We start from the raw sequence: 19,849 nt of genomic DNA on the forward strand, positions 1-19,849 counted from the left end.
TGGAAAAAGCCGGTTATATGATTGGCTGGACGGTTTTACACAAATGGTGTTAACTATGCGCCCGCACGAGGGTAGCAACGTCAATTCTTGGAGGAATAATCACCCATGAGCAGTGTCGAAGAGCGCGTCAAGAAAATTGTTGTGGAGCAGTTGGGCGTTAACGAGGGTGAAGTCAAGCCTGCCGCCTCCTTCGTGGATGATTTGGGCGCGGATTCCCTGGATACGGTCGAGTTGGTGATGGCGCTGGAAGAGGAGTTTGACTGCGAAATTCCTGACGAACAGGCGGAAAAGATCACCACTGTTCAGCAGGCCATCGACTACGTCAACTCCCGTCTGAACTGATAACTCATTAGAATAAGAGGCCGTCATCCGCACCGGGTGACGGCCTTTTGGTTTTATAAAGCGCGGCGTAGCCGCGCCCAGACAATGAGGGATTCGGCTTTGAGCAAGCGTCGCGTCGTCATTACCGGCCTCGGCATCCTGTCTCCCATTGGCATCGGTGTCGCTGAGAACTGGCGCAGTATTCTTGCCGGCAAAAGCGGTATCGGCCCCATCACGCTGTTCGATGCCACCGGCTACCCATCCACCATCGCCGGTGAAGTCAAGAATTTTGACCCCACCACGTTTGGCATTTCTGAAAAGGAAGCGCGTCGCATGGACCGCTTCATTCAATTGGGCATGGCGGCCGGGATCGAGGCGTTCAAGGATTCTGGGCTGGAAGTGACAGAGTCGAACGCTGAGCGTATTGGCGTGCATCTCGGTTCCGGCATCGGCGGCGTTGGCACCATCGAAGACACCGCTCTGACCATTAAGGAAAAGGGACCGCGCCGGGTATCCCCCTTTTACGTTCCCATGAGCATCATCAATATGATCTCGGGCGACCTGTCGGTGATGTATGGCTTCAAGGGGCCGAACCTCGCCATGGTTACTGCCTGTGCCTCGGCGACCCACGGCATTGGCGATGCTGGCCGCTTGATTGAATACGGCGATGCCGATGTCATGATCGCCGGTGGTGCGGAGGCTGCCATCACGCCAACCGCTATCGCCGGTTTCGGTAACGCCAAGGCGCTTTCCACGCGCAACGACAATCCTGAAACCGCCAGCCGTCCCTGGGACAAAGACCGTGACGGCTTCGTTCTGGGTGAAGGCGCGGGCGTGGTGGTGCTCGAGGAATACGAACATGCGAAAAAACGCGGCGCGAAAATTTATTGCGAGCTTGTGGGTTTCGGCATGAGCGGGGACGCCTATCATATGACCAGTCCGCCGGAAAACGGCGAAGGCGCGGCGCGCTGCATGCGCAATGCTTTGCGTAACGCCGGGCTCAATCCCGACCAGGTGCAGTACGTCAACGCCCACGGCACTTCCACGCCGCTCGGCGACAAGGCCGAGACCTTCGCGGCCAAGGCGGCGTTCGGAGATCACGTGCGCAAGTTGGCCATGAGTTCCACCAAATCCATGACCGGTCACTTGCTGGGCGCGGCTGGCGGTATCGAGGCGGTTTACTCGGCGCTGGCGGTGCAATACCAGGTTGCGCCGCCGACAATCAATCTTGTCACGCCCGGCCCGGATTGTGACCTGGATTATGTGCCGGGTACCGCGCGTCAAATGAAAATCGACGTTGCCATTTCGAACTCCTTCGGTTTTGGCGGCACCAACGGGACGTTGGTATTTCGCAAACTGGCGTGAATGCCCATCCGGCCCAGAATACAAACACCACCCCGGGATATGTCTGCCGCCGCCTGACGGTTATCCCCGATCTCGTCGCGCTTCACTCGCGATTTCCTGAACGTTACCCACATCTACTGGCCAGCGTGGCGCATGGCACGCCGCGCGCCCGCTATGACATCCTGTTCGCCTTTCCCGGAGAAACCCTGTCGCTACAGGCTGATTCCCGGCTCTACCGGGACGGACAAGCGCTGGGCCAGGGCGATTTTCTGAGTGCTTTTGATCGTGACTGGCAAGGGCTGGCGGCATCAGCCGATGCAAAGGGCACGCCTGACAATGAAGCACTGCCATTTACCGGCGGGTGGTTTGTTTATCTCGGCTATGAACTGGTGACCCAGATCGAACCCACGGTCACCGGTGTCCGGTTTGATGCGACGTTTCCAGTGGCATGCGCTACACGCGTGCCGGCGGCCATCATTATTGATCGTGCGCAGCAGCAGACCTGGTTGATGTGTGAGTCTGAACAGGCAAAGCAACTGATGCCGGTGCTTGAGCAGGACGTCCTTACATTGATGGAAGCCAAGACAAACACGTTAATACCAATCGTGGCTGCCGTTCATGAAGAGGAACCGCGGCGTTTTCTTGGGCATGTGCGCCTGGCGCAGGAATATATCCGTTCGGGCGATGTGTTTCAGGTAAATCTCTCGCGATTGTGGCGCCTGACGCTGCCATCGCCTTTGCATTCGGCGGAACTCTACCGCCGCTTGTGTGTAACCAATCCAGCGCCATTTGCCGGCATGATGACCTGGGGTAGTGATCGCGCGGTGATCAGTTCATCGCCGGAGCGTCTGGTGGCCGTGCGTGGACGCACGGTGCAGACACGTCCCATCGCGGGCACTTATCCACGCAGCACCGATGCCACTCAGGACCACGCCTTGTCGCAGGACCTGCTGCACCATCCCAAGGAGCGCGCCGAGCACGTTATGTTGATCGATCTGGAGCGCAACGACTTGGGGCGCGTGTGCCGCACCGGCACGGTGCAAGTACGGGAATTCATGACGCTTGAGTCCTATCGGCACGTGCATCACATCGTCTCGGAAGTCACGGGAGAATTGCGCGAAGGTATTACCCCGGCTCAAGTCATTCGTGCGGTATTCCCAGGCGGCACCATCACCGGCTGCCCCAAGGTGCGCTGCATGCAAATTATTGCCGAGCTGGAACAGGCTCCGCGCACGGCCTATACCGGATCAATGGGATATATCAATCGCGACGGCAGCCTCGATTTGAATATCCTGATCCGTACCATTGTCCGGAACGGCCAGCAAATAAGTTTGCGCGCCGGCGCCGGCATTGTGGCTGACTCGGTTCCGGAGCGGGAATTGGCGGAAACGCGCGCCAAGGCCAGGGGCATGCTGGCCGCGCTGGGTGTTTCAGTATGACGACTTTAATCGATGGTAAACCGGGTGAAAGCATTTCAATATTGGACCGCGGTTTCCAGTATGGCGATGGAATTTTCGAAACGATGGCAGTCGCGAACAGCGAACCACTCCTGTGGGACAGGCATTTGCATCGTTTTTTACATGGCACTGCGCGACTAAGCCTCAAAGCACCTTCTGTAGATTTGTTACGACGGGAGGCCGAACAGGTATGCCGGGGTAACGAGCGCGGTGTGCTGAAGATTATTCTGACGCGTGGCATTACCGGGCGAGGTTATGCCCCGAATATGGATGCAGCGACGACACGCGCCGTTAGTCTGCTGCCATGGCCGGATTATCCCGCCCGGCTTCGAACGGATGGCGTGAACGTGCAATTCTGTCGTAACCTCATAACACGCCATCCTGTTCTGGCGGGACTCAAGCACCTCAACCGGCTCGAACAGGTTCTGGCGCGCATGGAACTGAAAAACGGTTGCACCGAGGGGCTGATGCAGGACGAGACCGGCCATATTATCGAAGGGACCATGGCTAATATATTTATCGTGTCGGGCGGTGCGTTGCTGACGCCGAATCTGGAGCACAGCGGCGTTGATGGCGTGATGCGTGGTCTGGTATTGGAGCGTGCCCGCGCGCTTTCAATGGATTGTCGTGTGACCGAATTGACACGGGAAATTATCCTCGGCGCCGATGAAGTATTCCTGACCAACAGCCTGATCGGGATCTGGCCGGTGCGCCAAATTGAATCGCAGGACTATCCCGTTGGTCGGATCACCAAACAGATTCAGGATGCCATTCGCGATGCGATCGTTGCTGATTAGACTGGTAGCCAGCCTGCTAATCGTGTGCGTCATTGGCACGGGCTACCTGTTTTGGGCCTGGAACCACTCGCTGAAACCCGGTACGGAAATTTATAACGTCAAACCGGGCATGAGCTTGCGCGCCTTTGCGCGGGAACTGAGCGCGCGTGGCGCACTGCCGGAAAGCCATTCTTTTGTCTGGCTAGCGCATCTGACCGGCCACGATCGCGCCCTGAAATCAGGCGAATACCGTTTTCGTGACGGCATGACGGCCAGCGAACTGCTGGATCAAGTCGTTGCAGGCCGGGTGATTGAGTATCCCGTGGTGTTAATCGAGGGCTGGACGTTCCAGCAATTTCTGGCGGTACTGGCCGAGGCCCCCAAGCTGACGCATACGCTTTCCGGGTTGTCGGCGTCGGCCATCATGGAACGTCTGGGCCACCCCGGTGAACATCCGGAAGGCCGGTTTTTCCCCGATACTTATTATCACTCCACCGGTCAGACCGATATCATGATTCTGGCGAAAGCCTATGACAAAATGCAGATGCTATTACAGCGTGAGTGGGAAGGGCGGGAGAACAATCTGCCACTCAAAAATATGTACGAGGCGTTGATTCTGGCGTCCATCGTAGAAAAGGAAACCGGTCGTGACGACGAGCGTCGCCTGATCGCCGGGGTATTCATCAACCGGCTGCGACACGGTATGCGTCTGCAGACAGATCCAACCGTAATATATGGCATGGGAAAAATGTTTGACGGTAACCTGCGGCTCAAGGACCTCCGGCGTGACACCCCTTATAACACGTACACTCGCAGGGGCCTGCCACCGACACCGGTGGCGATGCCGGGCAAAGCTTCGTTGCAGGCGGCGCTGCATCCCACGGTGACGGGCGCGGTGTTCTTTGTCGCCCGCGGTGATGGCAGCCATGAATTCTCTTCTACGCTGGAAGAGCATAATAAGGCCGTACTCAAATATCAGCTGAAGGGCAAGTTGAGAAAAACTATACCGCCAACTGCTTCGGACACGCGCGAACAGAATTCGAAAATAAAGGCATTACGATAGGAATCCCATGTCACGCGGATTATTCATTACATTGGAGGGGGGTGAAGGTGCCGGAAAAAGCACCAACCTGGTTTTTATCCGCCAATGGTTGCATCGTGAAGGACGCGAAGTGGTGGTCACGCGAGAGCCGGGTGGCACCGAATTGGGTGAACGCGCGCGCGATATCCTGCTGCACAGCAAACAACTACACATCTCACCGGAAAGTGAAATGCTGCTGATGTTCGCTGCGCGTTCCGAGCACATCATCAAGGTGATACGCCCAGCGCTAGCCGCCGGCAAGGTGGTCTTGTGCGATCGCTTCACGGACGCCACCTATGCTTATCAGGGTGGTGGTCGCGGTCTGGCGCCGGAACGAATCGCGGTCATTGAAAACTGGGTGCAGGGTGAATTGCGACCAGACCTGACGCTGCTGTTTGATATTCCGGTGGAAGCCGGTCGTGAGCGTGCCGGACAGCGCAGCGAACCTGATCGCTTTGAGCGCGAGGAGAATGATTTTTTCACGCGCATTCGCAAGACCTACCTGGATCGCGCGGCCAGCGAGCCGGCCCGTATGCGCATCATCGACGCCAGTCGCAGTCTGGAACAGGTAGAACGGCAAATTGTTGCCGTGCTTCAGGAGTTTGTTCATGGCCAGTAAGGAACGCGTGACCGTCAATTTTTTCGTGACGCCAGAGCGTTACCCGTGGCATGGCGCACTGTGGTCGGTGTTAGCCCGCCAATTTGAACAACTACCGCATGCGCTGCTTTTGCAGGGACGCCCCGGTCTGGGCAAACATGATTTTGCGGTGCAGCTGGCCCAGGCGCTACTGTGTGAGCAATCGCAGGAGGGTACCGCCTGTGGTAAATGCCATGGCTGCCATCTGTTCAACGTTGGCACCCATCCCGATCTTTCCTGCGTCGGGCTGGTGGAAGACGCCAGGAATATTACGGTGGACCAGATACGTGCGCTCGGCGACTTTCTGTCGCTGCGGCCCCATACGGCTACGCGCAAGGTGGTGATTATTTCCCCGGCCGATGCCATGAATCTCAATGCAGCCAACAGCTTGCTTAAATTGCTTGAAGAGCCGCCCCTCGGCAGCATGCTGCTGCTGGCCACCAGTCACCCGGCGCGTCTGCCTGCCACCATACGCAGTCGCTGCTCCCGTTTGTTGTTCAGACTCCCGGTGCCATCGGTGGGACAGGCCTGGCTGCAGGCCCGGCCAGAAATCAGAGACCCCGCATTGTTGCTGGATTTGGCTGGTGGGGCGCCGCTTTTGGCCGAATCCCTTGCTCGCAGCGAATTTCCTTCGACCCGGGTCAAATTGTTGCAGGACCTGGCAAGCTTGGCTCAGGGAAGGGAACATGCTGTCGCTTGCGCGGCACGCTGGAAAAGTCTGGGAACAGAGCAAGCACTGGGTTGGTTGCATGGCTTTGTCTCCGACCTGCTTAAAGTTTGCATGGGAGCACCGGCATCATCGTTGCTCAATCCGGAGGCCGTAACGCATGGAGAAACGATAAAAAATAAATATAAAATTAACGAGTTATACAGTTTTATTGATGCTATTCTTGAGAAGTATCGGCAACTCAACAGCCCGCTTGATGAATTGTTGATGCTCGAGGATATTTTGATACGCTGGGTTCGCTTGAGCCGACTACAATGAAAATGAACTGTAGTTCCCTATGAACGACAAAACCACCACACCCCATACCGCCGGCGCAGCCAAGACGGTCAAACCCTTGCCGGTTGCGGCGCGTCCGGGCGTTTTGTCCCTGACTATTAAGGACAAGAATGCCTTGTACGCGGCCTATATGCCGTTTGTGAAAGGCGGGGGCATCTTTGTGCCCAGCAACCGGCCGTACAAGCTGGGGGAGGAAGTATTCATGCTGCTCACGCTGATGGACAGCAAGGAAAAGATCCCTGTCGCCGGCCACGTGGTCTGGGTCACGCCAGCCGGGGCCCAAGGTAGCCGCACCGCTGGTATCGGCATCCAGTTCAGTGAAAAGGATTCGGGAATCGCACGCAACAAGATCGAAGGCATTCTGGCCGGCGCATTGAATTCCGACCGGCTCACGCACACGATGTAACGTGACGCCGCTCGTTGACTCCCACTGTCATCTCAATTTCGAACCCCTAAATGTCGGTCTGACAGACGTTCTTCAGCGTGCCCGCGATAACGGGGTAGGACACATGTTGTGCGTGTCGGTCACGCTGGAAACCTTTCCTGAGATACGCACACTTGCGCATGACCACGCGAACGTGTTCGCCTCGGTGGGTGTGCATCCCAATGAAAGAGAAGGGCGCGAACCGTCCGTGGAAGACCTGACCACACTCGCTAACGATGCGCGTGTAGTAGCCATTGGTGAAACAGGTTTGGATTATTATCGCAGGCAGGGCGACATGGCCTGGCAGCAGGAACGCTTTCGTTGCCACATCCGCGCAGCAAAAGAATCCGGCAAGCCCTTGATCATCCACACCCGCGATGCCGCCGCCGACACGTTGCGTATCATGCGTGAGGAAGCGGCGGGCGATATCGGCGGCGTCATGCACTGCTTCACGGAGAGCTGGGAGACCGCCCGCGCGGCGCTTGATCTCAATTTCCACATTTCTTTTTCCGGTATCGTGACCTTCCGTAACGCCGATGCCCTGCGCGAGGTCGCAAAACAGGTGCCGCAAGGACGTTTGCTGGTAGAGACCGATGCGCCTTACCTGGCGCCAATGCCGCACCGGGGTAAGACCAACGAACCGGCCTTTGTGCGCCATGTAGCCGAGTGTCTGGCGGATCTGCGCGGCACGACAATTGAGAGCGTGGCGGAAGACACTACGCGCAATTTCTTTTCACTTTTTAAAGGCGCGACAACCCAGGCTGTGCACGTCTGATGCAACATATCTCTGTCGCGACAGATTCAGACGCGTGAATCAATAATGAGAGACATGCATATGAGTAATTTGTGAATGAATCGCGCTTTGATCAGAATCGTTAAATAAGGTACAGTACAGAAGTTATTTACAAGCCGTCGTCCATAATAATGCCTGTCTGCGTAAAGCGGTTACTACCGCACTCTTCGCGGAGGGGCGGCGACAATAATCCGACTCATCGCAACAACCGCGCATCTGGCATTAGCAGTATCTGAATCGACGGCTGTTATACGCGTGAATCTAGCGCATGACACCCGGCGGGCCACTGTACATTAGGCTATAAATTCGGTCCGTGCGGCGGCAGCCAGGAGGCTTGATATGGCGACAACGCGCACAAAAGATAAAAAAACAAAAAGTATTCAGCCGGTGCAGCAGGGTATCAGCCTGCTCACGGAGCATGATATATATCTGTTCAAGGAAGGCAGGCACGTTCGTCTGTACGACAAACTCGGTGCGCACCTGCACACCGCTAATGGTGCCACTGGCGTCTATTTTGCCGTATGGGCCCCCAATGCGCGCCTGGTAGCTGTTGTCGGCGATTTCAATGGTTGGCGGTCCAATGCGCATCCCTTGATGGCGCGCGCAGACGATTCGGGGATTTGGGAAGGTTTCATCCCCGGCGTAACACGTGGCGCCCAATACAAATACCATCTGACCTCACACCAAAATAATTACCAGGTCGAAAAGACCGATCCCTTTGCCATCCATACAGAAACGCCACCTCGCACGGCTTCCGTCGTGTGGGACTTGGATTACCAGTGGGGTGATAAAACGTGGATGCAGGAACGGGGCAAAGCCAACGCCTTGAGCGCCCCCATGTCCATCTACGAAACCCATCTTGGGTCATGGAAGCGTGTCCCGGACGAGGACAATCGTCCATTGCGTTATAGCGAACATGCCTCGCAACTAACTGACTATGTCCGTGACATGGGCTTTACCCACGTCGAATTTCTTCCGGTCACGGAACATCCGTTTTACGGTTCCTGGGGCTATCAAACCACGGGCTATTTCGCACCGACGGCGCGTTACGGTGCGCCGCAGGAATTCATGCAGCTCGTCGACCGCCTGCACCAGGACGGTGTCAGCGTCATCCTCGACTGGGTGCCGTCTCATTTTCCCACGGATGAGCACGGGCTCGTTTACTTCGACGGCACATACCTCTTCGAGCATGCCGATCCCCAGCGCGGCTTCCACCCGGAATGGAAATCAAGCATATTCAATTACGGCCGTCATGAAGTACGCTCGATTCTGATATCGAGCGCGTTGTTCTGGATCGAGAAGTATCATATTGACGGTTTGCGTGTTGATGCCGTCGCCTCGATGCTCTATCTCGATTACGCGCGCAAGGATGGAGAATGGATACCAAATGAATACGGTGGCAAGGAGAACATTCACGCCATCCAGTTTCTGCGTGATCTTAACGAGGCCATTTATCGGGATCACCCTGACACGCAAACTATCGCTGAGGAATCCACTTCCTGGCCGATGGTGTCACGGCCAATCTACCTGGGTGGACTCGGATTCGGCATGAAATGGAACATGGGCTGGATGCACGATACGCTTGATTATTTTTCACGCGACCCGATCCACCGGAAGTATCACCACGACCAGCTTACGTTCAGCATCATGTATGCGTTTCACGAGAACTTCGTGCTGCCGATCTCGCACGACGAAGTGGTGTACGGCAAAGGCTCGCTTCTGGGCAAAATGCCAGGGGACGATTGGCAGAAATTTGCCAATTTGCGGTTATTGTTCGGTTACATGTACGGGCATCCCGGGAAGAAACTTATGTTCATGGGCAGTGAGTTTGGCCAATGGAATGAATGGAACCATGATCAAAGCCTGGACTGGCATCTGCTTGAGCAGACTCCGCATCAGGGTGTCCAGCACTGGGTCAAGGATCTTAATTATTTGTACCGGCGTGAGCCGGCGCTGTATTCGCGTGACTTTGATTCAAGCGGTTTCGAGTGGGCGGATTTGCACGACTGGGAAAACAGTACCATCAGCTTCTTCCGCAAGGGCGAAAACCCGGACGATGTGATACTGGTGGTGTGCAATTTTACGCCGGTTCCGCGCGCCAACTATCGTATCGGGGTTCCGCGAGGTGGGTATTGGCGCGAGCTGCTGAACAGCGATGCCACCCTTTATGGTGGTAGCGGGCAAGGCAATGTAGGTGGAGTGGAATCAGCAACGCTCCCGTGCCATGGCCACTATCACTCCGTCTCACTGACTCTGCCACCCCTGAGTGTTGTTTACCTGAAGGCGCCGGCTGCGCCTGATCGCTGAGCGGGACGATCATGGCCAAGACCCGGGCACCCCAGACGCCGATCTCCACCGACGTGTTGATGTGCGAGGTGGATCCCGCCGCCGGGATGGAAAATCGCTAAGGAGATTCTTATGTCGCACAATCCCTTGCTTTTATTGAGGTCGCTGGGTCAGAGCATCTGGCTCGATTACATTGAACGTGGAATGCTCGTCAGCGGCGAACTGGCACACCAGATTAAAAATGATGGTTTAGCCGGGGTCACGTCTAACCCGAGCATTTTCGAGAAGGCTATTACCGGTCATGAAGATTATGACGCGGATATCGCCCGGCTTGCGCGTTGCGTCGGCAATGTTACGGAAATATATGAAACCATAGTGATCGACGATATCGGTCACGCGGCCGACCTGTTCCTGCCGGTACACGAGCGAACTAAAGGTCGTGATGGGTATGTCAGCATCGAGGTATCACCGCATCTGGCCTATGAGACGGACAAGACGGCGAAGGAAGCCGTCCGTCTGTGGGAGAAACTGCACCGTCCCAATATCATGATCAAGGTGCCGGGAACTCGGCAGGGACTGCCTGCCGTCCAACAGCTCATCGCGAAAGGCATTAACGTCAACGTGACGCTGCTATTCGGTCTTGGCCGTTATCGTGAAGTGCTGGATGCGTGGATGAACGGCCTGGAAGAGCGTGACAGGGCTGGTTTGCCTCTGGCATCCGTGGCTTCGGTCGCCAGTTTTTTTCTCAGCCGCATTGATGTGCTGGTGGATAAACAGCTTGATTCACTCGCCGGCTCCGCTGAGAAAGAAACCGCTTCTCGTTTGCGTGGCGCCGCCGCCACCGCCTACGCGCGTCTCGCTTATCAGATTTACAAAGAAACACTAAAGTCTGATCGTTGGCTCCGGCTGGCAGGCCGTGGCGCGCAGTCCCAGCGCCTGTTATGGGCGAGTACCGCTACCAAGGATTCGGCCTACAGCGACGTTAAATATGTCGAGGCGCTGATCGGACCGGAAACGGTCAATACCCTGCCACCGGAGACGTTAAACGCCTATCGCAAGCATGGTGACCCTGCCCTGCGGCTGGAACAGGATCTGACGCAGGCTGCCGAGGTGCCTGCCAGGCTGACCAAACTGGGGATTGAATTGGAGGCTGTGGCACAAAAGTTGGAGGAGGAGGGCGTGAAAAAATTTATCGAGCCGTTCGACAAACTGCTTGCTTCACTCGAACAACGACGCCAGAAAATTGCCGCCAGGCAGCCTGTTTGAAATGTCATCACACCATGCCATTTGGTGTAGAGCGACAACAGGACGGCGAGTTTCGCCTCCGCTTGTGGGCGCCGGCCGCGCAGCGTGTAAGTGGAGCTGGGTGATTCAGTGTTCAGGCATCACACCACTGACACTCTTTACATTCGTATAATGTATATTATGTAAAATACTAAAAATAACCGCATACAGGCTTAAAGCACCTCACGGATTATTTGCCCCCTGCTCCAACCAGCTTGCCACGTAGTGATTTAACCCGCGTCGCCAGATTTTTCTTGTTCACGTCAGGCACATCTTTGAGCGCCTGTACCCGCTCGGGGTAATCCTTGGTCGCTGTTATCAGCTCATGCAGGATATCCGCGGCGCTGCTGCGGGTCAGACCGAAGGACTCACCGACACGGGCGACGCTGTAGCCGAGTCCGTGATCCGCGTCGATGTAAAACGGCAGCGCCGAGATCAGGTCATGCCGGTCCCAGGCGCGCATGGGGGTGGGATCGAATACCGGCGATACGCGAAGCTTTTCCGGCCCGCCCAGGAAGGCCAGGTTTTCCAGATGCAGGTCGCCGTTGCCGGTAAGCAACGCCATCAGAAAGCGCCGGTAAACCTCGAGTCGCGCCGCCGCAGGATCGATATTGGTGATTTCAGCCAGTTTCAGCAGCATCACTCCCACGCCTTCGATCTCGGCATCCGTCATGGTGCGCACCTGTTGTTGACCGGTGGCGTATACCGAGAAAAAGCTTTCCATGGCGATCGGATTGCCGGTTGGAGCGCGGTCGAAGCGTTCTACGGCCAGTACAGACAGGCCATCGATCGTAGCGCGCCAGTGGCGCGGGACTTCAAAACCCAGTTCACGGTGCAGATCCAGGCACAGGGCCTCCAGTGCCATCAGGCCACGATACTGCGGGTCCTCAACCTTCATAACCACGTCCACGTACGGATTACCGTCGATAGCACGGGTCCCGGGCTCGGCCAGGCTGCCGTCCCAGGAGTTCTTATCCGGGATGGCCACCAAGAGCTTGGGGATTTGGCCTCCCACCGAGGGTGTGGGGCCGATCAGCCGCATGATATCAATCGTTTCATCACTGAATTCCTGGCTCGCGCCCTCCTTCAGGAATTTCCAGAATTCCGAGCGTGAACCGACCCGTTTTTTGGGCGCGTCCTTGTCGGCATAGGTTTCCAATGCCACGCGATCGTTCGGAAATACGTCGATATGACCGATGCCGTTATGCCCTGTGAGCATCAATAATTCCCATTCTGTTTCAAATCCTTGAGCGGGAGAATTCAAGCGTTTTGCGAGCAGACTGGTATACAGCCGTCGCTGGATGTTATTAGTGTTGCGACCCGGGATCAGGGCCATCAGCCGCGGCAACAACGGGAGGATCTCGGTGGACTGGTGCACAAAGGGCCGATCGCGCCACAGCAGCGGCGGCAGTAACAGCGAAAGGCCGGCGATGTCACCGCTCTGTTCAAGGAATTCCGGTGCGTAGGAAAAGCGCATCTCGCGATCGGTCGCCACGAGATTGCCCACCTTGCGGGGCTCAGCGGCGGTGCGGGCCCACACCGCCGCGTAGCGGTCGGTCATGTGAAGAAACGGCCCTGCTGGATGCGTGCGAGCTGGTCATCGTCCGGCACCACGGCCAGTTTCAAGCCCACAACGCGTGCCAGGCGGTCGATGAGTGTGAAGTCGGCGGTACCGCGGCTCTTCATGCGGCTTAGGGTTTCAGGGCGCAGCCCGGCGAGTCTTGCCAGCTCCTTCTCCTTGAGCTTCCTGGCCTCAGCGGCGAGAAGAATGGCGTTGAGGGTTGACCGTACCGGATCAGAATTGTCTTGAGATTTAATATTGATCATATAATCAATATAAATCATAAATTGATTTATATGTCAATATTTATGCAAATATGATTATATAGTCAATAATTAATGAAACTTAAGAAGCAGAAACTTTTATGTATAATTTCAATTAGTTATATAAATTAACTAATTATGAACATTAATAAATTCTTTAGGTTTTATTCAAGGCTTTAATGCCTGCCCCGTCAGTTCCTGTCGAATCTCTCGCAGCCGGGCTTTGATCCGTGTGGAATTCTCGACCCCCATGCGAATCATGATTTTCTGCCCCCCTGACAGCTCTTCAAGCGCGGGATCGGCGAACAGGTGCATGACTTTGGGTCGAACCAGTTTGATCCGCCCAGGAATCTCCGGCGCGGCGAGCAGATCGTCAATCGTATCCACCAGCCGATCGTTGAAGTAACCCTTGGGGTATCCGAGGTTTATGTATTCCTGTTGAAACAGCGGGTAGAAACGCGTGTATACCGCCACCAGCTTTTTGGCGTCCACAGCATCGGCCAACAATACATAAGACTTGTAGCGCCGGTAATTATCGGGACTGGTAAGATAGTCTTCACCCTCCCCGGTCGCGAGGAACTGCCCCGCCACCGGCTTTAACAGCCGATAACGCAGGGGTGCTTGCTTGCGCGGCAGGTTATCTACCGTTACCACGAAGCGCCGTACGGCTTCCTTCACATCGAAAAATTCCTGAACCGCTTTTTGGCCGAAAAAGCCTGTGAGCGCATCAAGCAAGGCATCATCACTGCTCTCCAGGGTTGTCGGCAGCGGCTTTTCCGGCGCCGGCGCTTCTTTAATCGGATGGCGTATCTGCGGCTCGGGTTCAGGCATTGGCTCAGCCGGCGCGATAGTCGTTGGTGGGAGTGGCAGTTCCTTCTGCCCCATTTGCCAGTAATAAAAACCCGCGGCAAATCCACCCAAAACCAGCAATACCACCAGCCACATTGTTTTTTTCATAGGCGAAATAAATGCTGTGCGCTAAAGGTTTTTTTCATCGGCAAGAAAACATATCTTACGATGTGCTGAATAAGAACCCAAGAGCTATATGTAACCTGTTTCGCGAGTCCGCAATCCTGGCTCAAAGCTCGGGGCCCTTCTCATGACCACAAAAAGCACGCGGCCGGAGCGCTCCTGCAATCGCTCCGGCCCCGTGACTGCCAGTGCAACAGATTATTCGGCGAAGTCCAACCGCTCCTGTACCATTTTGATGCCGGTCGCGGCGCAGGCCTCGTCCTTCTCGCCGCCGGGGGCGCCGCTGACACCTACTGCCCCGATCAGTGAACCACCTGCGCGAATCGGCAAGCCGCCTTGCAGTAACAGGATGCCCGATATTTCGTTCAGCTCGGCCCGAATCTCGCCACGGTTCTTGATAAAGTCCAGCGTGCTGATGCCCGACATCACAACAGCACTTGCTTTGCGTTGGGCGATTTCGATGGCATGGCGGGATACGTATACATCGCGCAATACAACCTGCGGATCACCTGCTCGATCCACTACCACAACGGCCGTGTTATATCCCTTTTTGCGACAGTCATTCAATGTTTGATTGGCGATATCGCGCGCGAGGTCGAGCGTCATCAGTTTAGTATTCAGCACATCCGCTGCCTGGACCGGTAAAGACAGCATTGCTCCCAGCAGCACAGGCACGAATAATTTTATTTTCATGATGATTTCTCCAGATGGTCTAATCGGTCAGAAAAGGCGTCGCGACGTGTGTCTCGCTCCTGCAAAGAGACGCACAGATAATAGAATTATTCCTCGTCAGTCCAGCGATGTATCACACCGCTTTCAGTTTGTGTGCACCACAGATGTCGCATGGTGGGAGTTCGTCTAAATCCTCCGCCAGGACAATACGCGTGCGGCAACCTTTGCACTCATACATTCCGGCCGCGTGTACTTTTGGCGGCGGAGGCGTGATTTTCGTGATGGTGGGTCCGGCGCCAACATACTCCAGGCTGCCGCAGTTATCGCAGGGAGGCAGTTCCCGATAGGTTTGTGAAAAGATTGAACCCTGCCCGCAGCGCTTGCATTCATAACGGCCGATGGGATATTCAACAATTTCGCTGGTTGCTTGAATCTCCTTCCTGGCCTCGGCCAGCGCCATCAACACCTCTTCACCCAGCCGCTTGGCACGTGCCTCGGCAGTTTTTGCTTCCATGACAGCCCTTTTCATTTCGCGGGCTAATTCTTTGGCCCGCTCTTGCGCCGATGACATTGTTTCTTCCTTGTTGGTTCTGCGTGAAAGCAGGCTTTCCCACGTTGCCTGGGATGATTTCCATCCGTTTATCCATGGTTTTCGACACATGGTCGGATGTCTTTAAGCTCATATTACTTTGTCATGTCACTATAACAGACGCAACCTACGCTGATTGTGAATACGTCGCGGCACCAGGGAAGAGACCCATGATCTCATGACGAGTTCATGCCATTCGTGACAGGAGAACGACATGCATAAAGGACAGGCCGCCGATACCGGGTTTCCCGGGATTGCATTTGCCATCTTGCCAAATACCGGCGAGACCGTTGCGATTCGCTACGGTGAGCGCATCTATTACCGGGTTGACTCTGTCAAATCAGCCGACGAGCTTAATGCCATGTACGGCGTCACACCGTGCCAGGCCAATGCAGCTTTGGCCTGTGCGTTGGCAGGTTGGAAAATATCAATGTCGAATTCATAATCCCATGACGCGCGTGGTAATACTACCCAATTCGTCTGCAAGATATAGCCGGAGGCTTATGCGGCCTGTTCCATGGCCCGGGAATATTTTCCATCACGCGCCAGGCCGTTTAACTGACAACGCTTCAGGAGCATCTTCTGCGCAGTGGTCACATTGCCTTCCTGTCCTTTCCAAGCCGCCAGTACCGGCGCTTGCAGCGCTCGTCCGTAAGAGAAACTGACCTGCCACGGCTGCGAACCCATGGCGTTCATGGCATTTAGGTGGTCGGTGGCATCCTCGGCGCTCTGTCCGCCGGACAGAAACACGATGCCCGGCACTGACGCCGGCACGTAGCGTCTGAGGCAGCGGAGTGTGGCCTCGGCCACCTGTTGCACGCTGACCTGTTTCGGACACTTCTTGCCGGGGATCACCATGTTCGGTTTGAGCAGCATGCCGTCAAATACCACGCGGTGGGCGTCCAGTTCGGTAAACACGGCTTCCAACACCTGCGCAGTCACGGCTTCGCAGCGCTCGATGTCGTGCGCGCCGTCCATGAGCACTTCCGGTTCCACGATTGGCACAAGATCGATCTCCTGGCACAGGGCGGCATAGCGCGCGAGGCCATGGGCATTGGCGCGGATGGCGAACGCCGACGGGATGTCGCGTTCATCGATATCGATTACGGCGCGCCACTTGGCGAACCTCGCGCCCAGTTGCTTGTACTCGGCGAGTCGTTCACGCATCCCGTCCAGACCTTCGGTGACCCTGTTGCCCGGGTACAGCGCCAGCGCCTTGGCTCCCTTGTCCACCTTGATTCCGGGAACGATGCCGCGGTTCGACAGCAGCTTGGCAAAGGGTGTGCCGTCACGGGTGCTTTGGCGCAAGGTTTCGTCAAAGAGAATGACGCCGCCGATATAGCGCTCAATTCCCTCAGCGGTAAACAGGATTTCGCGGTAACGCCGCCGATTTTCCTCGGTGGACTCGACCTTGATCGAATCGAAGCGTTTCTTGATCGTGGGGCTGCTTTCATCCGCTGCCAATACGCCTTTTTGCTTCGCCACGATGGTGTTTGCCGCTGACTTGAGTAGGTCGATGTTCATTGGCTTAACCCTCCAACAAAATGATCTTCCGGGTTATTTCAAAAGCGGATGATCCTTCGGCAATTGATGGGAGTACCAGATGGCAAGTTTGTGCCGCATGGATTGTTGCGAGACCTGATCTTCCGGTAACGCCTGGATAAGCTTATCGTGAACCAGCAACCGGTAGATAAACAGGATTTTCTCACTGGCCGAATCCGTTGGCTCAAACACAACGGCGCCCCGCTCCTCACCATATTTCATACCGGCGGGAATTGCGCCTTTGACCAACTCCGCCTCATGTTTCAGTTTCTTCATGGCCATCCCGGTAATTCAGTTGCCTGTTTGCGCACAATACCCTGACCGGCGGTCCTTGCCGGGGAAGAACAATCGGCTAGGCTCAATAGGCAAACACAAGGAAGTCCCATGCGCCTGATAGTACTCGCCTTCACTGCCGCTGTCTCCGCCACAAACACCTTTGCAGCGGATCTGACAGCACCGCTGCATACTCGCCCCCTCACGGTGAAATGTGCGCCCACGATCCACGCCTGGGTCGAGATAGACGCGGAGAGTATCCGCTCACGCGAACCTGCCAATACCGAAAAGAAAAAACGCGTGCAGTTCAATCTGATCGATTCAATGGCCTATCGTGGCGATTCCGTGCTGTGCAACTATGCCACCCGTCGGCGCGACGTGGCTACCTCCTACTCCCTCCGCTGCCTGCAGCCACGCAAGGAACGTGGCTACAAGCATGCTTATTCCTGTCATTGAGGCGAAAAAAAACTCCCACCCTCACGGGTGGGAGCTGAAAAAATAACAGCCTGCGAATGCGCAGCCGTTATGTCTTATTTCCCTTCAACAGGACATATAGCGATACCAGGAACATCACGAGCAGGGATTCCAATCCCGACATAACGTGGACCTTGGAGAGCGTGAAGCTGATATCACCCCAATACATCGTGTACATAACGACGAGCATTACGGGTATCAGCAGCATTGCGCCCACGCGCGTCAGCTTGTCATCCATAAAACTACCTGACAGCACCAGGACACCGCCGACAATTTCCGCGATTACGAGAATCAAACCCACCATGTGCGGCACATTTATCGCCGTCGCGAAGCCGGTGAGATTCATGAAATTGCCGATACCATGAATCACAAACACGCTGCCCAATGCGATGCGCAGCAGCCAATGCCCATAGGGTTTGAAGTCATCGAGAAAACTAAACATGAGGATCTCCTTAGGAGTACTTGATGCTGCTAACAATAGCCACGCTTTGGCGCGGCGCCAGAAAATTATTTTATGGGCTTTTTCTGCCGATATGAGCGGCGAATGTAACAGGCATTCAGCCAGTTAGGTGCCACTGTCCAGCGAACTATACTAATAGGTAATCATTAAAAGGGAACAAACAGGGGATCCCTGTCACGACCGGCCATCGTGAAGGTGAGGAATTTATATTATTTTGGCCGCGTAGCTTGCCATCGCCCCGCCTTACTCTCGCCGCACACAATCGTCTTCTTATTTCTGAGCCTGCTCCGGACTGGCATCGACATTTCCTGTCATGTCTACCGCCGCCGTTGTCAGGCGCTGGCGTCGGCTTTCCGTCTCCAGAGGCGGCAGGAAACTGGCGAGCAAGCCGATAATGGGCAGAAACGCACACACGTGAAACATGAGCTGGATGCTGGTGGCATCGGCAAATTCTCCCAGCACCGCCGCGCCGATGCCCCCCAGGCCAAAGGCAAGGCCGAAGAACAAACCGGCGACGGTGCCGATCCGGGAAGGCATCAGCTCCTGTGCGTAAACCACGATGGCCGGAAACGCAGACGCGAGAATGAAACCGATGGGGACGCTGAGTACACCGGTCCAGAACAGATTGGCATACGGCAGCAGCAAGGTGAACGGCAGTACCCCGAGGATCGAAACCCAGATCACTGCCTTGCGTCCAAAGCGGTCGCCGAGTGAACCTCCCGTGATAGTGCCAAGGGCGACGGCGCCGAGAAACACGAACAAATGGATCTGAGCGCTTTGTATCGAAACCTGAAACCGGTCGATCAGATAAAAGGTGTAATAGCTGGTCATGCTGGCCATGTAAAAGAATTTCGAGAAGATCAATGCGATCAACACGACAATGGCCAGTTTCACCTTCGCGCGCGGCAGCGCGGCCGGTGCCCCGCCCTTTTCAGTGTGGGGCTTCATTCGCGCCAGTCCGTGATCCTTGTACCAGCGCCCCACGTGTATCAGCAGGAACATCCCGAGCAACGCCGCGATCGAAAACCAGGCGACGCTGGACTGCCCATAGCGCAGAACAATAAAAGCCGCGAGCAGCGGACCAATGGCGGAGCCGGCATTGCCGCCCACCTGAAACAGCGATTGTGCCAGCCCGTGCCGGCCGCCCGAGGCCATGCGCGCGACGCGCGAGGATTCGGGGTGCAGCACCGCCGAGCCAATACCGATCAGCGCCGCTGCCAGCAGTAACGCCGTGTAATTGTGGGCATAGGCCAGCAGCACCAGCCCCATCAGCGTAAAGCCCATACCGCTTGCCAGCGAGTACGGCAGCGGTTTACGGTCGGTGTAATAGCCGACCATTGGCTGCAGCACCGAGGCGGTGAATTGAAACGTGAACGTCAGCACGCCAATCTGGCCAAAGTCGAGGCCGTAATTACGCTTCAGCATGGGGTATATCGCCGGCAGCAGCGATTGCATCATGTCATTCAGCAAATGGCACACGCTGATGGTGGCCAGAATGGGAAACGCCGTTTTTGCGGCTGTGGGGTCGCCGTCGCCGGCGTTAGTCGTGCTCACATGGGCGCATGAATTTTACTGACGAAATCCTAACATAAAGTCAGGCACAGGGCTTTTCAGGCCGGTCGCTGCGCTCACGCAAC

The 19,849-nt window shown here is 55.9% G+C and carries 22 protein-coding genes; 13 read left to right on the forward strand and 9 right to left on the reverse strand.

The annotated features are described in order from the left end of the window. Window positions 1-105: 105 nt before the first annotated feature. From acpP to tal, 11 genes are all read left to right on the forward strand, one after another. Window positions 106-342 (forward strand): acyl carrier protein, encoded by a 237-nt coding sequence (gene acpP, locus NUV55_RS01750; protein WP_296669840.1) that lies wholly within the window; start codon window positions 106-108, stop codon window positions 340-342. A 99-nt stretch (window positions 343-441) separates the two neighbouring features. Then, window positions 442-1,686 carry a beta-ketoacyl-ACP synthase II gene (fabF, locus tag NUV55_RS01755; protein ID WP_296669841.1) on the forward strand — a complete coding sequence of 415 codons (1,245 nt, stop codon included), beginning with the start codon at window positions 442-444 and terminating at the stop codon, window positions 1,684-1,686. Continuing rightward, window positions 1,683-3,104, forward strand: a complete 1,422-nt coding sequence (locus NUV55_RS01760; RefSeq protein ID WP_296669843.1) for an aminodeoxychorismate synthase component I — start codon at window positions 1,683-1,685, stop codon at window positions 3,102-3,104. The genes fabF and NUV55_RS01760 overlap by 4 nt, the downstream gene beginning before the upstream one ends. After that, window positions 3,101-3,919: an aminodeoxychorismate lyase gene (gene pabC, locus NUV55_RS01765; RefSeq protein ID WP_296669844.1), complete on the forward strand. Its 819-nt coding sequence runs from the start codon at window positions 3,101-3,103 to the stop codon at window positions 3,917-3,919. The genes NUV55_RS01760 and pabC overlap by 4 nt, the downstream gene beginning before the upstream one ends. Next, complete coding sequence (gene mltG / locus NUV55_RS01770; RefSeq protein ID WP_296669847.1) at window positions 3,888-4,961, forward strand: endolytic transglycosylase MltG; 1,074 nt, start codon at window positions 3,888-3,890, stop codon at window positions 4,959-4,961. Before pabC ends, mltG begins: the two co-directional genes overlap by 32 nt. A gap of 7 nt (window positions 4,962-4,968) precedes the next feature. Next, window positions 4,969-5,598, forward strand: coding sequence for a dTMP kinase (gene tmk / locus NUV55_RS01775; RefSeq protein WP_296669848.1), 630 nt, complete (start codon window positions 4,969-4,971; stop codon window positions 5,596-5,598). Beyond that, window positions 5,588-6,601, forward strand: coding sequence for a DNA polymerase III subunit delta' (locus NUV55_RS01780; protein WP_296669850.1), 1,014 nt, complete (start codon window positions 5,588-5,590; stop codon window positions 6,599-6,601). The genes tmk and NUV55_RS01780 overlap by 11 nt, the downstream gene beginning before the upstream one ends. A 19-nt stretch (window positions 6,602-6,620) precedes the next feature. Beyond that, entirely contained in the window at window positions 6,621-7,025 is a 405-nt protein-coding gene (locus NUV55_RS01785) for a PilZ domain-containing protein (RefSeq protein ID WP_296669851.1), read from the forward strand. A gap of 1 nt (window position 7,026) precedes the next feature. After that, window positions 7,027-7,818 (forward strand): TatD family hydrolase, encoded by a 792-nt coding sequence (locus NUV55_RS01790; protein ID WP_296669853.1) that lies wholly within the window; start codon window positions 7,027-7,029, stop codon window positions 7,816-7,818. Window positions 7,819-8,175: 357 nt separating this feature from the next. Then, window positions 8,176-10,143, forward strand: a complete 1,968-nt coding sequence (gene glgB / locus NUV55_RS01795; RefSeq protein ID WP_296669856.1) for a 1,4-alpha-glucan branching protein GlgB — start codon at window positions 8,176-8,178, stop codon at window positions 10,141-10,143. 111 nt (window positions 10,144-10,254) lie between these two features. After that, complete coding sequence (gene tal / locus NUV55_RS01800) at window positions 10,255-11,388, forward strand: transaldolase (protein WP_296669858.1); 1,134 nt, start codon at window positions 10,255-10,257, stop codon at window positions 11,386-11,388. A 208-nt stretch (window positions 11,389-11,596) separates the two neighbouring features. Here the strand turns inward: tal and NUV55_RS01805 are convergent, their stop codons facing one another. The 5 genes from NUV55_RS01805 to NUV55_RS01825 form a co-directional block, all read right to left on the reverse strand. Further along, entirely contained in the window at window positions 11,597-12,967 is a 1,371-nt protein-coding gene (locus NUV55_RS01805) for a HipA domain-containing protein (protein ID WP_296669860.1), read from the reverse strand. Beyond that, on the reverse strand, window positions 12,964-13,251 hold the full coding sequence (locus tag NUV55_RS01810; protein WP_296669862.1) for a helix-turn-helix domain-containing protein: 288 nt from the start codon (window positions 13,249-13,251) through the stop codon (window positions 12,964-12,966). The genes NUV55_RS01805 and NUV55_RS01810 overlap by 4 nt, the downstream gene beginning before the upstream one ends. A gap of 147 nt (window positions 13,252-13,398) precedes the next feature. Then, window positions 13,399-14,187 (reverse strand): DUF3014 domain-containing protein, encoded by a 789-nt coding sequence (locus NUV55_RS01815; RefSeq protein WP_296669864.1) that lies wholly within the window; start codon window positions 14,185-14,187, stop codon window positions 13,399-13,401. A 213-nt stretch (window positions 14,188-14,400) separates the two neighbouring features. Next, window positions 14,401-14,895 carry a heme-binding protein gene (locus NUV55_RS01820; RefSeq protein ID WP_296669866.1) on the reverse strand — a complete coding sequence of 165 codons (495 nt, stop codon included), beginning with the start codon at window positions 14,893-14,895 and terminating at the stop codon, window positions 14,401-14,403. Between the two features lie 112 nt (window positions 14,896-15,007). Next, a complete protein-coding gene (locus tag NUV55_RS01825; protein ID WP_296669867.1) occupies window positions 15,008-15,388 on the reverse strand; it encodes a hypothetical protein in 381 nt (126 codons plus the stop codon). Window positions 15,389-15,677: 289 nt separating this feature from the next. Here NUV55_RS01825 and NUV55_RS01830 point away from each other — a divergent pair, with 289 nt between their 5' ends. Beyond that, a complete protein-coding gene (locus tag NUV55_RS01830; protein WP_296669869.1) occupies window positions 15,678-15,908 on the forward strand; it encodes a hypothetical protein in 231 nt (76 codons plus the stop codon). A 56-nt stretch (window positions 15,909-15,964) separates the two neighbouring features. Here NUV55_RS01830 and NUV55_RS01835 read toward each other — a convergent pair whose 3' ends face one another. Continuing rightward, complete coding sequence (locus NUV55_RS01835) at window positions 15,965-16,987, reverse strand: class I fructose-bisphosphate aldolase (protein WP_296669871.1); 1,023 nt, start codon at window positions 16,985-16,987, stop codon at window positions 15,965-15,967. Window positions 16,988-17,020: 33 nt separating this feature from the next. After that, complete coding sequence (locus NUV55_RS01840) at window positions 17,021-17,281, reverse strand: DUF5062 family protein (protein WP_296669873.1); 261 nt, start codon at window positions 17,279-17,281, stop codon at window positions 17,021-17,023. 108 nt (window positions 17,282-17,389) lie between these two features. Between NUV55_RS01840 and NUV55_RS01845 the strand changes: the two genes are divergently transcribed. Then, window positions 17,390-17,734 (forward strand): hypothetical protein, encoded by a 345-nt coding sequence (locus NUV55_RS01845; RefSeq protein ID WP_296669875.1) that lies wholly within the window; start codon window positions 17,390-17,392, stop codon window positions 17,732-17,734. Window positions 17,735-17,801: 67 nt separating this feature from the next. Here the strand turns inward: NUV55_RS01845 and NUV55_RS01850 are convergent, their stop codons facing one another. Together NUV55_RS01850 and NUV55_RS01855 are read right to left on the reverse strand one after the other, a co-directional pair. Beyond that, window positions 17,802-18,194 carry a DoxX family protein gene (locus NUV55_RS01850; RefSeq protein WP_296669878.1) on the reverse strand — a complete coding sequence of 131 codons (393 nt, stop codon included), beginning with the start codon at window positions 18,192-18,194 and terminating at the stop codon, window positions 17,802-17,804. Between the two features lie 288 nt (window positions 18,195-18,482). Continuing rightward, complete coding sequence (locus NUV55_RS01855) at window positions 18,483-19,766, reverse strand: MFS transporter (protein WP_296669879.1); 1,284 nt, start codon at window positions 19,764-19,766, stop codon at window positions 18,483-18,485. Window positions 19,767-19,849 lie beyond the last annotated feature (83 nt).

The sequence above is a fragment of the Sulfuricaulis sp. genome (genome assembly GCF_024653915.1).
GTDB lineage: Bacteria > Pseudomonadota > Gammaproteobacteria > Acidiferrobacterales > Sulfurifustaceae > Sulfuricaulis.